This is a genomic window from Arthrobacter sp. Z1-9, assembly GCF_054792695.1.
Genome location: NZ_CP096456.1, coordinates 435275 through 450159, shown reverse-complemented (window position 1 = coordinate 450159; position 14885 = coordinate 435275). Strand labels below are relative to the sequence as shown.

General features: G+C 66.8%; 17 protein-coding genes. 8 read left to right on the top strand and 9 right to left on the bottom strand.

Annotation, left to right across the window (positions count from 1 at the left end):
• Positions 1-173: 173 nt before the first annotated feature.
• Positions 174-1499: a carboxylesterase family protein gene (locus tag M1D93_RS02085; RefSeq protein ID WP_461173557.1), complete on the top strand. Its 1326-nt coding sequence runs from the start codon at positions 174-176 to the stop codon at positions 1497-1499.
• Positions 1500-1575: 76 nt separating this feature from the next.
• Here the strand turns inward: M1D93_RS02085 and M1D93_RS02080 are convergent, their stop codons facing one another.
• Entirely contained in the window at positions 1576-2406 is an 831-nt protein-coding gene (locus M1D93_RS02080; RefSeq protein ID WP_461173556.1) for an alpha/beta fold hydrolase, read from the bottom strand.
• 39 nt (positions 2407-2445) lie between these two features.
• Positions 2446-4827 carry a phosphoketolase family protein gene (locus M1D93_RS02075; RefSeq protein WP_461173555.1) on the bottom strand — a complete coding sequence of 794 codons (2382 nt, stop codon included), beginning with the start codon at positions 4825-4827 and terminating at the stop codon, positions 2446-2448.
• Positions 4828-4947: 120 nt separating this feature from the next.
• Between M1D93_RS02075 and M1D93_RS02070 the strand changes: the two genes are divergently transcribed.
• A complete protein-coding gene (locus M1D93_RS02070; protein WP_461173554.1) occupies positions 4948-5547 on the top strand; it encodes a hypothetical protein in 600 nt (199 codons plus the stop codon).
• 44 nt (positions 5548-5591) lie between these two features.
• Here the strand turns inward: M1D93_RS02070 and M1D93_RS02065 are convergent, their stop codons facing one another.
• The 4 genes from M1D93_RS02065 to serS all read right to left on the bottom strand — a co-directional run bounded on the left by M1D93_RS02065 (position 5592) and on the right by serS (position 8914).
• Positions 5592-6176: a histidine phosphatase family protein gene (locus tag M1D93_RS02065; RefSeq protein WP_461173553.1), complete on the bottom strand. Its 585-nt coding sequence runs from the start codon at positions 6174-6176 to the stop codon at positions 5592-5594.
• Between the two features lie 73 nt (positions 6177-6249).
• Positions 6250-6561 (bottom strand): hypothetical protein, encoded by a 312-nt coding sequence (locus M1D93_RS02060; protein ID WP_461173552.1) that lies wholly within the window; start codon positions 6559-6561, stop codon positions 6250-6252.
• Positions 6562-6653: 92 nt separating this feature from the next.
• The gene (locus M1D93_RS02055) at positions 6654-7514 is read right to left on the bottom strand and encodes an HAD family hydrolase (protein WP_461173551.1); all 861 of its coding nucleotides are present in this window, start codon (positions 7512-7514) and stop codon (positions 6654-6656) included.
• 119 nt (positions 7515-7633) lie between these two features.
• Positions 7634-8914 carry a serine--tRNA ligase gene (gene serS, locus M1D93_RS02050; RefSeq protein ID WP_461173550.1) on the bottom strand — a complete coding sequence of 427 codons (1281 nt, stop codon included), beginning with the start codon at positions 8912-8914 and terminating at the stop codon, positions 7634-7636.
• Between the two features lie 90 nt (positions 8915-9004).
• Here serS and M1D93_RS02045 point away from each other — a divergent pair, with 90 nt between their 5' ends.
• Positions 9005-10069 carry a diacylglycerol/lipid kinase family protein gene (locus M1D93_RS02045; protein ID WP_461173549.1) on the top strand — a complete coding sequence of 355 codons (1065 nt, stop codon included), beginning with the start codon at positions 9005-9007 and terminating at the stop codon, positions 10067-10069.
• A 10-nt stretch (positions 10070-10079) separates the two neighbouring features.
• Here M1D93_RS02045 and M1D93_RS02040 read toward each other — a convergent pair whose 3' ends face one another.
• The 3 genes from M1D93_RS02040 to M1D93_RS02030 form a co-directional block, all read right to left on the bottom strand.
• Positions 10080-10286 carry a hypothetical protein gene (locus tag M1D93_RS02040; protein ID WP_461173548.1) on the bottom strand — a complete coding sequence of 69 codons (207 nt, stop codon included), beginning with the start codon at positions 10284-10286 and terminating at the stop codon, positions 10080-10082.
• Between the two features lie 90 nt (positions 10287-10376).
• On the bottom strand, positions 10377-11357 hold the full coding sequence (pheA, locus tag M1D93_RS02035; RefSeq protein WP_461173547.1) for a prephenate dehydratase: 981 nt from the start codon (positions 11355-11357) through the stop codon (positions 10377-10379).
• A gap of 70 nt (positions 11358-11427) precedes the next feature.
• Positions 11428-11754, bottom strand: coding sequence for a rhodanese-like domain-containing protein (locus tag M1D93_RS02030; RefSeq protein WP_461173546.1), 327 nt, complete (start codon positions 11752-11754; stop codon positions 11428-11430).
• Positions 11755-11877: 123 nt separating this feature from the next.
• On the opposite strand from M1D93_RS02030, the gene M1D93_RS02025 reads away from it, so the two are divergent.
• From M1D93_RS02025 to M1D93_RS02005, 5 genes are all read left to right on the top strand, one after another.
• Positions 11878-12033 carry a hypothetical protein gene (locus M1D93_RS02025; protein WP_461173545.1) on the top strand — a complete coding sequence of 52 codons (156 nt, stop codon included), beginning with the start codon at positions 11878-11880 and terminating at the stop codon, positions 12031-12033.
• Positions 12026-13450 carry an amidase gene (locus M1D93_RS02020; protein WP_461173544.1) on the top strand — a complete coding sequence of 475 codons (1425 nt, stop codon included), beginning with the start codon at positions 12026-12028 and terminating at the stop codon, positions 13448-13450. Before M1D93_RS02025 ends, M1D93_RS02020 begins: the two co-directional genes overlap by 8 nt.
• Before the next feature lie 150 nt (positions 13451-13600).
• A complete protein-coding gene (locus M1D93_RS02015; protein WP_461173543.1) occupies positions 13601-13804 on the top strand; it encodes a hypothetical protein in 204 nt (67 codons plus the stop codon).
• A gap of 180 nt (positions 13805-13984) precedes the next feature.
• Positions 13985-14344 carry a hypothetical protein gene (locus tag M1D93_RS02010; protein WP_461173542.1) on the top strand — a complete coding sequence of 120 codons (360 nt, stop codon included), beginning with the start codon at positions 13985-13987 and terminating at the stop codon, positions 14342-14344.
• A gap of 81 nt (positions 14345-14425) precedes the next feature.
• Complete coding sequence (locus M1D93_RS02005; protein WP_461173541.1) at positions 14426-14845, top strand: lipopolysaccharide assembly protein LapA domain-containing protein; 420 nt, start codon at positions 14426-14428, stop codon at positions 14843-14845.
• Positions 14846-14885: the final 40 nt, after the last annotated feature.

The window sequence follows — 14885 nt, the reverse complement described above, 5'->3', positions numbered from 1 at the left end:
GGAACCCGACGGCGTGGGCCCAGCCACAGGCCCAGCCTCCGACGGCGGGTGCCCGGCTCGCGAGAGCCGGGCACCCGCCGTCGTCGTTTAACAGGGGCCGGACGGAGCGCTCAACGGTACGGCGCCCCCTTGGCTGTCAGAAACACACCAGCAAAATGTGAAACTGTTGGTCCGTGAACGCTGCACCAATCTTCAACCCGCCCTGCGGGCCGCTTGCCGGCTGGCGGGACGGCGACGTCGTCCGGGCCACCGGCATCCCCTACGCCAGGGCCGGGCGTTTCCAGCCTCCCGTTCCGGCGCCTGACTGGGACGAACCGTTGTCCGCAACCTCCCCCGCTCCTGCCTGTCCGCAGGGGCCGGTGCCGTTCCTGGACGACGTCCTGGGCACCCGTTACGGCGAACTTCCGGGCAGCGAGGACTGCCAGAACCTCTCCATCACTATGCCCGCCGATCTTGGCCCTGGCGAGAGGCTGCCCGTGATGGTCTGGATCCATGGCGGTTCCTACACCACCGGATCCGGCGACCTCGCCATCTTCGACCCCGCGGTGCTGGTGGCCGAGAACCGGGTGGTGGTGGTCTCGGTGACTTACCGCCTGGGGCTGTTCGGCTTCCTCGCCACCCGCTCGGGCCGGCCGGGCAACCTGGGGCTGCTGGACCAACTCGAGGCGTTCCGCTGGGTGCAGCGGAACATTGCAGCCTTCGGCGGTGACCCGGGCTGTGTGACTGCCTTCGGCCAGTCGGCCGGCGGAGACGCCATCGCCCACCTCATGGCCACTCCCGAGGCGCCGTCGCTGTTCCAGCGGGCCATCATCCAGAGTGCACCGTTGGGCATATCCCGTGGCCGGGACAAAATGAACCACGCAATGGGTATCGCTGCCGAAGCCGTCACCGAGGAAACGCCGGCGATGGAAGTGGTGGAGCGGGAGGACCATGTAACCCAAGTGGCCCGAAAGTTCGGCATGCTGGCCGCCATGCCTTTCGGTACCCAGTACGGGCACGAACCGCTGCCGGAGGAAGCCGCGATAGAGGCCGCCTGGGATCGCGCCGCTCCGGGTATTGAGGTGCTGATCGGTCATACCTCGGAGGAGGCCAGGCTGTTCCTGCCGCGCAGCCCCTACCTCAGCCGGCTCGCCAAGGTTCCGGTGGCCGGGACCGCCGCGGTCCGGGCCATTGATTGGGTGGTAACCGAAACCGTCTACGGCCGGGCGGCACGGAAGTTCGCGCGGCGCCATGCCCGGGCAGGCGGAAAGGCGCACCGCTACATCCTGCACTGGCATGCACCGGGAAACATTTTCGGTGCTGCCCACACCATTGACCTGCCCCTGCTTCTCGGCAACCGCAAAACCTGGGACGGCGTGGGGCTGATCGCCGGTGCCCGCTGGGAGGACGTAAACGTAGTGGGCCGGGAACTGCGAAGCCTCTGGGCGGCTTTCGCCCGGGGCGACGGACTTGGCGAAAAGGGCGGGATTCCCGGGGCGATAACGTACCACGCCGCCTGACCAGGGGTTCCAGTCCACGCATGCGGACTTCCGGACCGGAGAGGGCTGCATAACCGGGCCAAACTCAAAGCAGGATTCAGGCGGCGCCTGCGGTGTTTCGGATGGCTCCCACCAGGATGTCCTGGCGCTGGAAGTAGGCGTTGTGGCCGGCGTCCTCAACAATCAGCAGACGGGCGCCGGGCACTGTCGCTGCGACGTACTCGGCCCCGCGGCGGATGCGCGGCCTTTCCCCGTCCCCGATCATCACCACCAGTGGGCTGGTTATTGATTCGAGTCCCTGCTGGAACCAATCCACGTCCAACGGGTCGGCGCTGAGGAACTCCCCTTGGCTCTGTTCGAGGCTGCGCGGGTGGCGGGCTGCTTCAATGGCCGTCGCAGTTGAACGGACACGAATGTAACGGGCGTAATCGCGTGGGTTCTCCTCAATCCACCGCTCCGTGAAGGAGTTCCCAACTCCCAGCCAGATCCGTTCATCAGCGTCCAGTGAGCTGAACACCTCAAACTTCTCCGGCTGGCCGAGCTGGCCCGGGGGCGGCACCACCAGCGGCCAACCCATCCCGCACACCACCAGGGCGGCGGCATCGCCTGGGTGGCGGACAGCCCAACGAAGCGCTGTCATACCTCCCATGGACTGCCCCACGATGAGGGGATTCTCCAGGCCGAGCGAGCTGATGAAGTGCTCCAACTCCGAAACCCGGTCAACGAGCGGTCCCTGGCGCGGTGAGTTCGATGACCAGCCGTGATCGTAGGTGTCGTAGGCAAGGACCCGGAAGTCCTGCTCCAGGTCAGCAATAATCGGTTCCCAGCAGGCCGCCGCCGAAGCATGCCCATGCAGCAGCACAACCGGCTGGCCGCTGCCTGAGTCGGTGTAGTGGATGTCGTTGCCGAGTACATCAAGCCATGGCATGGGGATAGTCCTTTCGGGCGTGGTTATCCGGGCGCGGGGCTAGCCGAGCTGCCAGTTCCGGATTTCCTCCGGATCCTCCCCGTGGGTGCGGGTGTGCTCGCGGGCGCGGATTCTGCGGTCCTGGAGCTCCTGCCGCAGCAGCGAGTGCTTCTCGGCAAGGCCGGGCACCCGGTCGATGGCGTCGATGGCCAGCTGGAAGCGGTCGATGCCGTTCAGCATGGCCATGTCGAACGGCGTGGTAGTGGTGCCCTCCTCCTTGTAGCCGCGCACGTGGAGGCCCTCCTGGTTGCTGCGGCGGTAGGCCAGGCGGTGGATCAGCGCCGGATAGCCGTGGTACGCGAAAATAATGGGCTTGTCAGCGGTGAAGATTCCGTCGAAATCGCGTGCCGGGAGCCCGTGCGGGTGCTCACCCTCGTCCTGGAGCCGCATCAGGTCAACCACGTTCACGACCCGGACCTTCAGCCCCGGAGCACCCAGCCGGAGCAGCTCCGCCGCGGCAACTGTCTCCACGGTGGGGACATCGCCGGCGCAGGCCAGGACGACGTCGGGCTCCTCGCCGGGGACTTCGGAGCCGGCGAACTCCCAGATTCCCAGCCCCCGCCGGCAGTGGGTTGCCGCGTCGGCCGGGCCCAGCCACGTGGGAGACGGCTGCTTTCCGCTGACCACGATGTTCACGTAGTCCGTGGATGCCAGGCAGTGCTCCATCACAGATAGCAGCGTGTTCGCATCCGGCGGCAGGTACACCCGGATGACCTCTGCCTTCTTGTTCACGGCGTGGTCGATGAAGCCAGGGTCCTGGTGTGAGAACCCGTTGTGGTCCTGCTGCCACACGTGCGAGGACAGCAGGTAGTTCAGCGACGCCACCGGCTGGCGCCACGGCAACGTGCGGTGCACCTTCAGCCACTTGGCGTGCTGGTTGAACATCGAGTCAACAATATGGATGAAGGCCTCATAGCAGCTGAAGACGCCGTGCCGGCCGGTCAGGAGGTATCCCTCCAGCCAGCCCTGGCACAGGTGTTCGCTCAGCACCTCCATCACCCTGCCGGAGCGCGCAAGGTGCTCATCGACGTCGTCAATCCGGTACTGCCACACCTTGTCCGTGACTTCATAGACGTTCTGGAGCCGGTTGGACGCTGTCTCGTCCGGGCCGAACAGCCGGAACGTTTCCATGTTCAGCCCAATGACGTCCCTCATCCAGGAGCCCAGCGTGGCCATGGGACTGACCCGCTCGCTGCCCGCCCGGACAACTTCCACGGCGTGGTCCCGGTATTCCGGCAGCTTCAGCGCCCGGCGGAGCAGGCCCCCGTTGGCGTGGGGCGTGGCGCTCATCCGGAACTCCCCGGTGGGCGCGCCCTCGGCGACGTCGGGCCGGAGCCGCCCGTCGCCGTCGAACAGTTCCTCGGGGCGGTACGACTGCAGCCACTGCTCCAGCAGCCGCAGGTGGTCTTCGTTGGTGCGTACCTCGGAGAGCGGCACCTGGTGGCTCCGCCACGTCCCTTCAACCTGCAGCCCATCCACTTCACGGGGCCCGGTCCAGCCTTTCGGCGAGCGCAGCACGATCATGGGCCAGCGGGGCGCGCCACTGTCCGCTTCATCCGTGCCTGGCTGAGGCGCACGCCTGGAGTCCTGGATGGCACGGATGCCGGCCATGCAGCTTTCCAGCGCTTCGGCGAAGTCACGGTGCGCCTGCTCCGTGTTGTCAGGGTCCTTCACGGTGACGAAGTGCGGCTCGTGGCCGTAGCCCCGCAGGAGCTGCTCCAGCTGCGCTTCGGGCATGCGCGCCAGGATGGTGGGGTTGGCGATTTTGTACCCGTTCAGGTGCAGGATGGGCAGCACGGCGCCGTCCGTGGCCGGGTCCAGGAAGTTGTGCGAATGCCAGCTTGCGGCAAGGGGCCCGGTCTCGGCTTCGCCGTCGCCAATCACGACGGCGGTCACCAGCTGGGGATTGTCCAGTACGGAGCCGTAGGCATGGGCGAGGGAGTACCCGAGTTCGCCACCCTCGCTGATGGAGCCGGGGCTTTCCGGAGCGGCGTGGCTGGGAATGCCGCCCGGATAGGAAAACTGGCGGAAGAGCTCGGCCATGCCGTCCGCGTCGTTGCCCACGTGGCCGTAGATTTCGGAGTAGGTCCCTTCCAGCCAGGCGTTGGCGACGACGGCGGGGCCGCCATGGCCGGGACCTGCCACAAAGAGCATCTCGGCGGCGTCGCGGCGGATCAGGCGGTTCAGGTGGGCGTACACAAAGTTCAGGCCCGGTGTGGTGCCCCAGTGGCCCAGCAGCCGAGACTTCGTGTGCTCGGCCTTCAGCGGTTCGCGCAGCAAGGGGTTGGAGCGGAGGTAGATCTGGCCCACCGAAAGGTAGTTGGCGGCGCGCCACCAGCGGTCCACAAGTTCGAGTTCGTCCTGCCCCATGCTGCCGGTCATAGCCATCCTCACGTCGCGTTCGCCGCCAAAAGCAGCCAAGAGTCCATCGCATCAGATGGGTCCGGGCGAGGCAACCCCGCTTGCCTGCACTCTGCTACCAACGGGTAGTCTTTGCTTCAAATGTTCACGCTGACAATCAACCAGACCGACAGCCGGCGCGATGGCGACCGGGTGCCGCAGTTGCTCAAGAACCTGCGGCACATTCCTGCGCGCCTGGATTTTGACCGGTCGGTGGAGGACGAGGTCCAAGGCATCGTGGACTGCCCGCATCAGGCCGTGGAGGCGGCGTTGATCGCGCTGCGCTCCGGTTCCTGGTACGTGGGAATCGGTGTTGGGCCTGTCAACGAGCCTTTGCCCAACCAGATCAAGGACGCCTCCGGCCACGGACTGGTGTACGCCCGGCGCGCTGTTGACCGGCTGCGGAACAGCAAGGAGCGGATTCCGGTTGCCGTGGAGGGGCCCTTGGCCGATGTCGCCCGGGATGCGGAGGCTGTGCTTCGGCTCCTGGGCCATATCGTCCGGGACCGTTCAGAAGCCGAATGGCGGGTCCTTGACCTGCTGACCCCCGGAGTCCGCGGGCAGCAGAAGGCCGTGGCCCAGGAACTGGGCATCACCACGCAGGCGGTCAGCAAAGCGGTGGCCCGGGCGCAGTGGAACGAGGAGCATGCAGCCCGTCCCGCGGCGGCCCGGCTGCTGGGACTGATCCTCGAGGTGCGCTAGCCGGCCTTTTCGTTGAAAGCCAGGGCAGCTAAAACCGGCTGCAATCAGCTCTGGCTGGCTGCCATCACCGGCTCGCCGTTGAAGTATTCGAGCTGCCATCCGTCGATCGCGTGGTGGTGCGCAAGGTTCAGTACCGCGTTGTCGATGCTCTTCAAGGTGGTTCCCACGGCCCGGCTGAGGCTCACGCGGAGCAGCGTCCCATGTGCGACGACGAGAAGCCGGCGGCCGCGGAACTCGTCGGCCAGCGCCTCCAGGGCAGCCAGTCCCCGGTCTGCTGCCTCGTCTTCGCTTTCAGCGCCCCGGAAGCCCCCGGGGATTCGCAGTGCGTCCAGTTCCGGCCCAGCCTGCATGCCCTCGGCGGGCCCAAAGCTGCGCTCGATAAGCTCCGGCACGCGGCGGACCTCGGTGAGCCCCAGCCCGGCGGCGATCAGGTCTGCGGTTTCGGCAGCACGGCTCAGCGGCGAGGACACAATGGCGTCCCATTCGTATGCGGACAGTACAGCGACGGCGTCACGCGCCTGGGCCCGGCCGACGTCGTTCAAGGGAATGTCCGTGGATCCCTGCAGCCGGCGTTCGGCGTTCCAGTCAGTCTGGCCATGGCGGATGAGGGCGAACGTCGTAAGGGTCATGCTTTCCATTCTGCCCGACGGCGGCCCACCCCGACGCCGCACGCCATCCAACCGCCGGGATCGGCTGACAGGATCAGCTGACGGCAAGAACCAGGTAAGCGACGGCGAGGACCAGCGCCACCGGTGTCATCACCGCGCGCTCCGGCTTACTCCTCGATATGGCGTTCATCAGCACACCTAGCGCGAAATACCCTGTCAGCACCCAGGCGGCCACCGACGTAACACCCTCGTTAGCCGGGAACGGCGCGATTCCCGCTTTGGCAAGGGCGACATAGCCGAAGGCGAGGTACAGGACGATGGACACCCCGCTGCCCACCCGCAGCCCGGCAGGCAGCACTCTGTGCTGACCACCCCACGCGAACCTGCCAAGGGGAGCACCGCTCATCAGGGCTGCCTGGAAAACGGCCAGGCCAGCCAGTACCGCGCAGGCGGCCCAAGCCGCCAGCTCAACCGGAAGCACCGTAAGCCCGCCGGCAGCTAGAGGAGGCTGCGCAGAACGTGGGCGGCGCCGTCGTCGAACACGGAATGGGTGACCTCGTCGGCGGCGGCAATCACTTCTTCCGGGGCCTGGCCCATCGCCACGCCCCGTCCGGCCCAGCTGAGCATCTCGATGTCGTTGCGCCCGTCTCCGACGGCCACCGTCAGGTGCGGTTCGATGCCGAGGCGGTCCCGCAGGTTTTCCAGGGCACTGGCCTTCGTGACGCCGGCAGCGGCGATATCCAGCCAGGCCGTCCAGCCCACCGAGTAGGTGACTCCGGCAAGGCCGACGTGCTCGATCGCCTCGTTGAACTCTTCCGGTGTATTTTCGGTGCTGAACACCACCACGCGCACGGCTGTGGCTTCGAGCATGGTGTGGAAGTCCACGCCGACGGCCTCGACGCCGAAGCTTGGGTCCTGGAAGCGTTCGGTGGAAAGGAAGTTTCCGTCCTCATCTTCCAGCGCGTACTTGGCTGACGGGAGCCGCTCGCGGAGCGCACGGAGGGCAGGAGCCGGATCAAAGGTGGCCTTGTGGATGACCTCGTATCCTTTTTCAAGCCCCGGGTGGAGCCGCAGCGTCACGCCGCCGTTGCAGCACACCGCGTAGCCGCGCTCTATCCCGATGTTCTCAATGATGGGGAGCATGGCGTTGAGCGACCGGCCGGTGGCAATCATGACCTCGTGCCCGGCGGCCACTACTGCCTGGGCCGCTTCGCGGACGGCCGGGGACATGTGCCCGTCGTGGTCCACCAGGGTGCCGTCCACGTCCAGGGCCACCATGAACTTCTGGTTTACGTTGTCGTTTTCGTTCTCTCGCCGGTCATCGTTGCCGGCGACTGAGGTTTCAGTCAGCGTTGTCATCCATCAAGTAGACCAGACGCTCCCCCACGCCGCTAGGACGCGCGCCACAGATTTATCGAACTGTTGGTTAACGTCCGGAGCCTGCCGCCGGGGCCGATATCCACCCCGGCGGGCAACTTTTACAGGACGGGGAGGACCTCAAGCCCACCCAGGTACTTCTGCAGGGCCTTCGGTACGTTGACCGACCCGTCCGCGTTCTGGTGGTGCTCCAGGAGAGCGACAATCCAGCGGGTGGTGGCCAGGGTTCCGTTCAGGGTGGCGACAGCGCGGGTGCCCTTGGCGACGCCGGCCTCGTTCACCACGCGCTCGCGGATGTTCAGGCGGCGGGCCTGGAAGGTGGTGCAGTTCGAGGTGGAGGTCAGCTCACGGTATGCGCCCTGGGTGGGAACCCAGGCTTCGCAGTCGTATTTCCGGGCGGCAGAGGTGCCAAGGTCGCCGGCAGCGGTGTCGATCACCCGGTACGGCAGCTCGCACTTGGCCAGCATCTCCTCTTCCCAGGCGAGCAGGCGCTGGTGCTCGGCGGCAGCCTCCTCCACCGTGGTGTAGATGAACATCTCCACCTTGTTGAACTGGTGGACGCGGATGATGCCGCGGGTGTCCTTGCCGTGCGATCCGGCTTCCCGGCGGTAGCAGGAGCTCTGCCCGGCGTAACGGATGGGGCCTGCGGAGAAATCGAGGATCTCGTCGGCGTGGTACCCCGCCAGCGCAACCTCTGAAGTACCCACAAGGTAAAGGTCATCTTCGGCCAGACGGTAGATCTCGGCGTCGTGCTTTACATCAAAGCCTGTGCCCTGCATGGTCTCGGGGCGCACGAGAGTAGGGGTGATCATCGGGACAAAACCGGCCTGAATCGCCTGGTCCATGGCCATTTGCAGGAGCGCCATCTCCAGCCGGGCACCCACGCCGCGGAGGAAGTAGAAACGCGCCCCGGACACCTTGGCGCCGCGCTCCATGTCAATTGCGCCGATCAGCTCGCCGATTTCCAGGTGGTCCCTGGGCTCAAAGTCCGGGAATTCGCGGGGCGTGCCGACGGTCTTGACCACCACGTAGTCGTCCTCGCCGCCCTCGGGGACACCGTCCTCGATGAGGTTGGGAATGGTGCGCAGCAGCTCTTCCTGCTTCAGCTGCGCTGCGTCTGCCTCCGCGGAGGCAGCCTTGACCGAGTTGGCCAGTTCCTTCACCTCGGCCAGCAGCACCTTCTTTTCGTCGCCCTTGGCCTGGGCCACCTTCTTGCCGAAGACGTTCTGCTCGGCGCGGAGGTTTTCGAAGCGGATCAGCGCCGCCCGGCGTGCCGAGTCCGCGGAGATGATCGCGTCCACCACTGATTCGTCCGCGCCGCGGGCGCGCTGGCTGGCTCGGAACTTGTCCGGGTTTTCGCTGAGGTCTTTTACGTCGATCACCACACAAGGGTATCCAATCCGCGGGAGTACGACGGCGGCCGCTGGCGCCCGGGACCGGCGCACCTCCCGCCGGGATACTGTTGGGGGACCATGAGCGACCTGATTCTCTATGTGCTGATTGCGGTGGCGCTTGCCTTCGCCGTCTCCAGCTGGTGGGGAGTACGCAGGCTCAAAGAGCTGCATGTGCGCAGCGCCGTAGGCGGGGACGCGCACGAACCGGGGCTCACTGATCAGCGCGTGGTGGTGATACTCAACCCGATCAAGGCCCGCTCGGACGAAGCCAAAGCCACGATCCAGCGCGCCTGCCTGACGGCCGGCTGGGATGAGCCGGTGTTTTACGAAACGACGGCGGAGGACCCGGGCTTCTCCCAGGTGCAGGCGGCACTGGGGCACAAGCCCGACGTCGTCCTGGTGGGCGGTGGCGACGGCACCGTCCGGGTGGTGGCTGAGTCCCTCGCGCGCACCGGCGTCGCGATGGGCCTGATCCCGCTGGGCACCGGCAACCTCCTGGCACGCAACGTGGACCTGGACGTCAACGACCTCCACGGCAACGTGCAGACAGCGCTTTTCGGCCACCAGCGGTACATTGACACAGCCCGGATGGGCATCGAGAACTCCTGGACCGGCCATTCTTCCGAGCACGCCTTCCTGGTGATCGCCGGCATCGGCATGGACGCCGAAGTCCTGGCCGACACCAACGCAGGCCTCAAAAAGACGTTCGGTTGGCTCGCCTACACAGAGGCGGGCATGCGCCACCTGCCCGGCCGGCGGAAGAAGATCTCAATTTCCCTGGACGGCAGCCCGGACCAGGTCCGGAACGTCCGCAGCATCCTTTTTGCCAACTGCGGGCTGGTTCCAGGGGGCATCGACTTCATTCCGCAGGCCATGATCGACGACGGCATGCTGGACGTGGTGGTGATGAGTCCGCGCAGTGCCATCGGCTGGCTCCTGATGTACGTAAAAATCATGTTCAAACACAGCGGCAAGCTGCCCGTCATGACCGTTTACCGGTCGGGCCGGGTCGTCATCAAGTGCCCGGAGCCGATGCCCACGCAGCTTGACGGCGACACGGCAGGCGAAGCCACCAGGGTCACGGTGCAGGTGGAGCCGCGTTCGCTATTGATCAGGGTTAAAGGGCAGGGCTCGCTGGTCTGAAGCAGCAGGTTCAGGCGTGGGCTTCCTTGTGCGCCTCCGCGGCAGCCCTGGCGGCGGCGCGGGCCTCGGACTGCTCACGGATCATGGCCTGCTCCTCTTCGAAGCGCAGGCGGTCCGCCCGGTCGGCATCATCGCCGTCCCAGTCCTGGTTGTCGGCGGTGGGGCGGGGATTGACGATCATCCCCTGGCCATCGTTGTCAGAGCTGTTGGTTCTCATGACCCGCTCCCTTCGTTAGGGGCCATCCCCAATGTGGATCAAGTAAGCATACGCATTGTCCACAGCCCGCGGAAGTGGTATGGAAGGCAATTACCTACGCTGTGGGCGAAGGGGCGGAACCGCTTCCCGATCCCCTGGGTGCGGCCGCAGCCCTTCCACCCATGCCCGCGCTGCTTCGAAGGCGCCATCAGAGGTATGCGGCTCCACCACTGCCGCCTGGTGGTCGGCCCGCGGGTAGGAGCCCAGGAAACGCGTGGCAGGGCTGATCCGGTGGAGCCCCGCCAGGGCGTCAGCGACCCGCGCGTCGCCGAGGTGGCCGTCGGCGTCGATACTGAAGAAATAATGTCCCAGGTACTGCCCGGTGGGCCGGGATTCGATCCGGCTGAGGTTCACGCCCCGGCTGGCGAATTGGTCCAGGATCTCCATCAGGGCGCCTGGACGGTCTTCCGGCAGGGGCACCACCATTGTGGTCTTGTCAGCTCCCGTGCGTTCGGTCAGCACGCCGGGCCGGCTGACCAGAATGAAGCGGGTCACGGCGCCCGGATTGTCGCCGATGTCCTCGGCAAGCGCGGTAAGTCCCGGCTGCTCCCGGGCCACCAGCGGGGCACAGATCGCAGCGTCGTAGTGCGGCTCCTCCCCCAGCAGCCCGAGGGCAGCGGCAGCGGTTGACGAGCCGGGCACGTATTCGGCTCCGGGAAGGTGGGCGTCCATCCAGAGCCGGCACTGCGCCCACGCGTGCCCGTGCGTGGACACCCGTTTGATGTCCTGCAGCCGCACCCCCGGCCGGGACACCAGCACAAAGCTGATGGGCACAAGGACTTCCCGGATGATCCGCAGTTCCTGGCCGGTGGCGATGGCGTCGAGGGTGGCGGTCACACCGCCTTCCACCGAATTTTCGATGGGCACCATGGCCGCGCCGGCCGATCCGTCCCGGACCAGGTCCAGGGCGGCGTTGACATTGGACGCCGGAATGCGGGTGGCCTGCAGGGCATCCGGCACCTGCAGCAGGGCGGCTTCAGTGAAAGTGCCCTCGGGGCCCAGGAAGGCATAGGTGGTGGCGGAACTGGGCATAGCTATTCCTTAGAAGGCATGGGATCGCACCTGGGTCGGGGGCCCGGAACGCAGAAGCTAAGTGGCGGCGTTAGAGAACCAGGGGCTTCAGCCCGTTGTCCGAAACCAGCGGCTTCCCGGCCTCCAGCCACTGGTCCATGCCGCCGGCCACGTTGATGGCCGTATAGCCTTGGCCGGTTAGCCACTGGGCCGCCCGGAAAGACCGGCCCCCGGTACGGCAAATGATGTACAGGTCCCGGTCCGGATCGAGTTCGTCCAGCCGCGAGGGCAGCTGGTCCAGGGGAATGTGGAGGGCCCCGTCCGCATGCCCGGTCACCCACTCGTAATCCTCACGCACGTCCAGGATGGCGGCATCGGCAGGGATGTCATTGACGGGGACGGTATCAAAATCACTCATGGAAAGTCCTGTCTGGCTGATCGGGTTCGCTGTTAAGCCTAGTCCCCGCGGCCCTTGCCCGCCGGGAAGAAATGCACGTTTAGAACTGCACGTTAGGCTACTCGGGAGACCCTGGGAGGAACCGTGCCAGCAGAGCAGCCCACCATTGTTGTTTGCCGCGGCACGCCAAGAAGCGTGCCCGTGGCCGAAGTCCGCAGCAAGGGCGCGTCCATCTTGGTCCGTTCCGGGGACGCAGGGGGCGCCGCTGAGGAACGCCTGGAGCCACGGTACCTTGGCTGAGCTCCACGACCTTTCCGCCGTGGCACTTCGGGACACCCTCCGGAAAGGGGAGGTCTCGTCAGCGGAAGCGGCGGCCCATTTCCTGGGCCGGATCGAACGGCACAACCCCCTGCTCGGTGCGTTCGTCACGGTAACGGCCGAGCAGGCGCTGGACGACGCCCGGGCGGCCGACTTCCTCCGGAGCAGCGGTTCGGTAGATGACCTGCCCGTCCTGCACGGCATGCCGCTCGCCTTCAAGGACCTCACGGATGTGGCCGGGGTGGTGACCACCCACGGCAGCGCGGCTCTGGACCACAAACCGGCGCCCGCCGACGCCCCGCTGGTGGCGCACCTGAAGGAGGCAGGCGTGATCTCCCTGGGTAAGACGCAGGTGCCCGAATTCGGGCTGACGGCCTACAGCGAAAACCGCGTGGCGCCGCCGTCGCGCAATCCCCATGCCTTGAGCCGGAGCTCCGGCGGCTCCTCGGGCGGAAGTGCAGCGGCGGTGGCCGCCGGACTCCTTCCGTTCGCGCCGGGCACGGACGGCGGCGGCTCCATCCGCATTCCTGCTGCCGCCTGCGGGTTGGTGGGCCTGAAGCCAGGCCGCGGCCTGGTGCCGGCCGGGGAGAGCCTGGGCGATCCCGCCCGGCTCGTGGTAGCCGGCCCCCTGGCCCGGAGCGCCGCCGACGCCGCGCTGATGATGGACGCGCTCGTCCCCTCCACTGAGTCCCCGCAGTGCGGCCGCTACCTCGCGGCTGTGGAACAGGAGCCGCCGCGGCTCCGGATCGGCGTCACTGTGGACAGCCCCTGGTCCGGCACCTTCCCGTTCACTCCGGACCAGGAGGCGCTGGACGCTTTCCGCACGGGGCAGGAGCTCCTGGAGCACGCCGGACACTCGCTCAGCGACGCCGTCATCCGCTATGACAACCGATACCCGGACGCGTTCACCACTGCGTGGACTGCCCCGGTGGGCGCAGCAAGGATCAGCCCACACCGCGAAGCGCTGCTGGCGCCGCTCACCCGGACCTTCCGGCGCCGGGCACAACAGCGAAGCACCGCAAAGCTGAATGAGGCACTGGCGCTGCTGCGGCAGTTCCAGCGGGACACCGTCACGCAGTATGCCCAGTGGGACCTGCTCCTGATGCCTGCACTGGCGCAGACCCCCCGCCCCGTGGGCTGGTTCACCGGGACAGGACACGGCGATGAACGCTGGCCCGTGAGCCAGTGGCCAGGGGATGCCGACGGCGACTACCGGAAACAGTGCGAATACGCGCCCTGGTCGTCCATGGTCAACGTCTGCGGCCTGCCCGCCGTCACCCTTCCGGTGCACTGGACAGGCGGTGCGGCGGGCACCGGGCTCCCGATGGGAATCCAGCTGGTGGGACCGATGGGCTCCGAGGGCCTCCTGCTGCGGGTTGCCCACCAGCTGGGATTCTAGCGGGCCACCACGGCTCGATAACCAGTATCCGGCGGGTCCCGGCAGGGCAGCAGCCCGCAGCACCGGGTAATGCCGGATTGCCTGCAGGGTGTCGACTCTTTAGCACATCGGGAGGACGATTAAGGGGCAGTCACGAGAAGGAGGTCTGCGATGTGCTATTCATCCAGCAAGGACTTCGGGTGGGGCGTTAAGAAGGAATCCCACCGTCAGCCTGAAGCCAAGCAGGACACCCCGGTGGAAACCCCGGAGCAGGAAGTCAAGGCGCAGGATTACTCGTTCTGGGCCTTCCCCAACTGGCGCAGGACGCCACGGCCCAGCACCCCCTCCGGTGATCGGAGCAGGGAAAGGGTCTGACATCGTGCCGGCCTGACGGAATTGCCGGTCTGACACAGTGCCGAAGTCCTTGGAAGGGCCTCCCCAAGGGGCCCTTCCGTTGCGTGACGGCCCCCGGTCAGGCAGGTCCCCGTCAGGCAGGTCCCGGTCACGCAGGTCCCGGCCCGGCAGGGGGACCGCCCGTTGGCGGAGAATGGGCTCATGCCCGCTTCCTACGTCCACGAAGCCACCCTCCGGTTCGACGCCGATACCGACGCGGCGGCGCCCGGAGCTGCAATCACGATAGCCCTGTGCGGCAGCTCGGAGCATCCCCCGCCGTGCCCGCTCGCCGCCCACCACACCGCCCTCCAACAGGAGGGACAGTCACTGAGGCTCCGGATCATCTTCGCAACCGATCCAAGGCACGAAGCCGAGGTCCGCCGTCGTATTGATTCTGCACTTGCCAACGGGTCGCAGGCGCGCCCCGACGGTACTCTGTCCCACTGGACCCTTGTGGAGACCAAAGCTGCTGAACTGACTACGGCGGAGCACGAGCACGCGCAACGAATCGCCGGCAGTTAGCAGGCGTGGCGTTGTGCCAGCGGAAACCTCCCGGCTAAAGTGGCATCATAAGCATGCTTAGCATCCTGGAAGGGGACGTGAATGAGTGCTGGACAGTACACACCGGGGACCGACGGACCACCCGAGCCGGGCGACAACGGAACGCCGGTTGACCGGACCGGTACGCCGGGGGTACCCGCCGCACGCCCCGCAGACTCTTCACCTGCCCCCACCCCTGCTGCCCCAGCGGGAGCCGGCGAACCCAAGGTGACCCGCGCCGGCGTGGTGTGGGCCGCGGTGGTGGCAGCCCTGGTGCTCCTGATCCTGCTGATTATCTTCATCCTGCAGAACCAGGACCTCGTGCTGGTCAGGTTCCTGGGCTTCGAAGGAAGCTTGCCACTGGGCATGGCACTCTTTATCGCCAGCGTCACCGGCGGAGTCCTGGTGGCCGCGGCAGGCGGCGCGCGCATCCTCCAGCTGCGTGCCAACGCCCGCCGGGCGCGGGCAACGCAGCGAAGGTAGCGCCCCGAAGCTTCATAAAGAGCAGGTAGCGCCCCAGGGC

Bases quoted from the DNA above. Each gene is read 5' to 3' on its own strand.
- M1D93_RS02080 (WP_461173556.1), bottom strand. From the start codon at position 2,406: ATGCCATGGCTTGATGTACTCGGCAACGACATCCACTACACCGACTCA.
- M1D93_RS02075 (WP_461173555.1), bottom strand. From the start codon at position 4,827: ATGACCGGCAGCATGGGGCAGGACGAACTCGAACTTGTGGACCGCTGG.
- M1D93_RS02070 (WP_461173554.1), top strand. From the start codon at position 4,948: ATGTTCACGCTGACAATCAACCAGACCGACAGCCGGCGCGATGGCGAC.
- M1D93_RS02065 (WP_461173553.1), bottom strand. From the start codon at position 6,176: ATGACCCTTACGACGTTCGCCCTCATCCGCCATGGCCAGACTGACTGG.
- M1D93_RS02060 (WP_461173552.1), bottom strand. From the start codon at position 6,561: ATGAGCGGTGCTCCCCTTGGCAGGTTCGCGTGGGGTGGTCAGCACAGA.
- M1D93_RS02055 (WP_461173551.1), bottom strand. From the start codon at position 7,514: ATGACAACGCTGACTGAAACCTCAGTCGCCGGCAACGATGACCGGCGA.
- M1D93_RS02045 (WP_461173549.1), top strand. From the start codon at position 9,005: ATGAGCGACCTGATTCTCTATGTGCTGATTGCGGTGGCGCTTGCCTTC.
- M1D93_RS02040 (WP_461173548.1), bottom strand. From the start codon at position 10,286: ATGAGAACCAACAGCTCTGACAACGATGGCCAGGGGATGATCGTCAAT.
- pheA (WP_461173547.1), bottom strand. From the start codon at position 11,357: ATGCCCAGTTCCGCCACCACCTATGCCTTCCTGGGCCCCGAGGGCACT.
- M1D93_RS02030 (WP_461173546.1), bottom strand. From the start codon at position 11,754: ATGAGTGATTTTGATACCGTCCCCGTCAATGACATCCCTGCCGATGCC.
- M1D93_RS02015 (WP_461173543.1), top strand. From the start codon at position 13,601: ATGTGCTATTCATCCAGCAAGGACTTCGGGTGGGGCGTTAAGAAGGAA.
- M1D93_RS02010 (WP_461173542.1), top strand. From the start codon at position 13,985: ATGCCCGCTTCCTACGTCCACGAAGCCACCCTCCGGTTCGACGCCGAT.
- M1D93_RS02005 (WP_461173541.1), top strand. From the start codon at position 14,426: ATGAGTGCTGGACAGTACACACCGGGGACCGACGGACCACCCGAGCCG.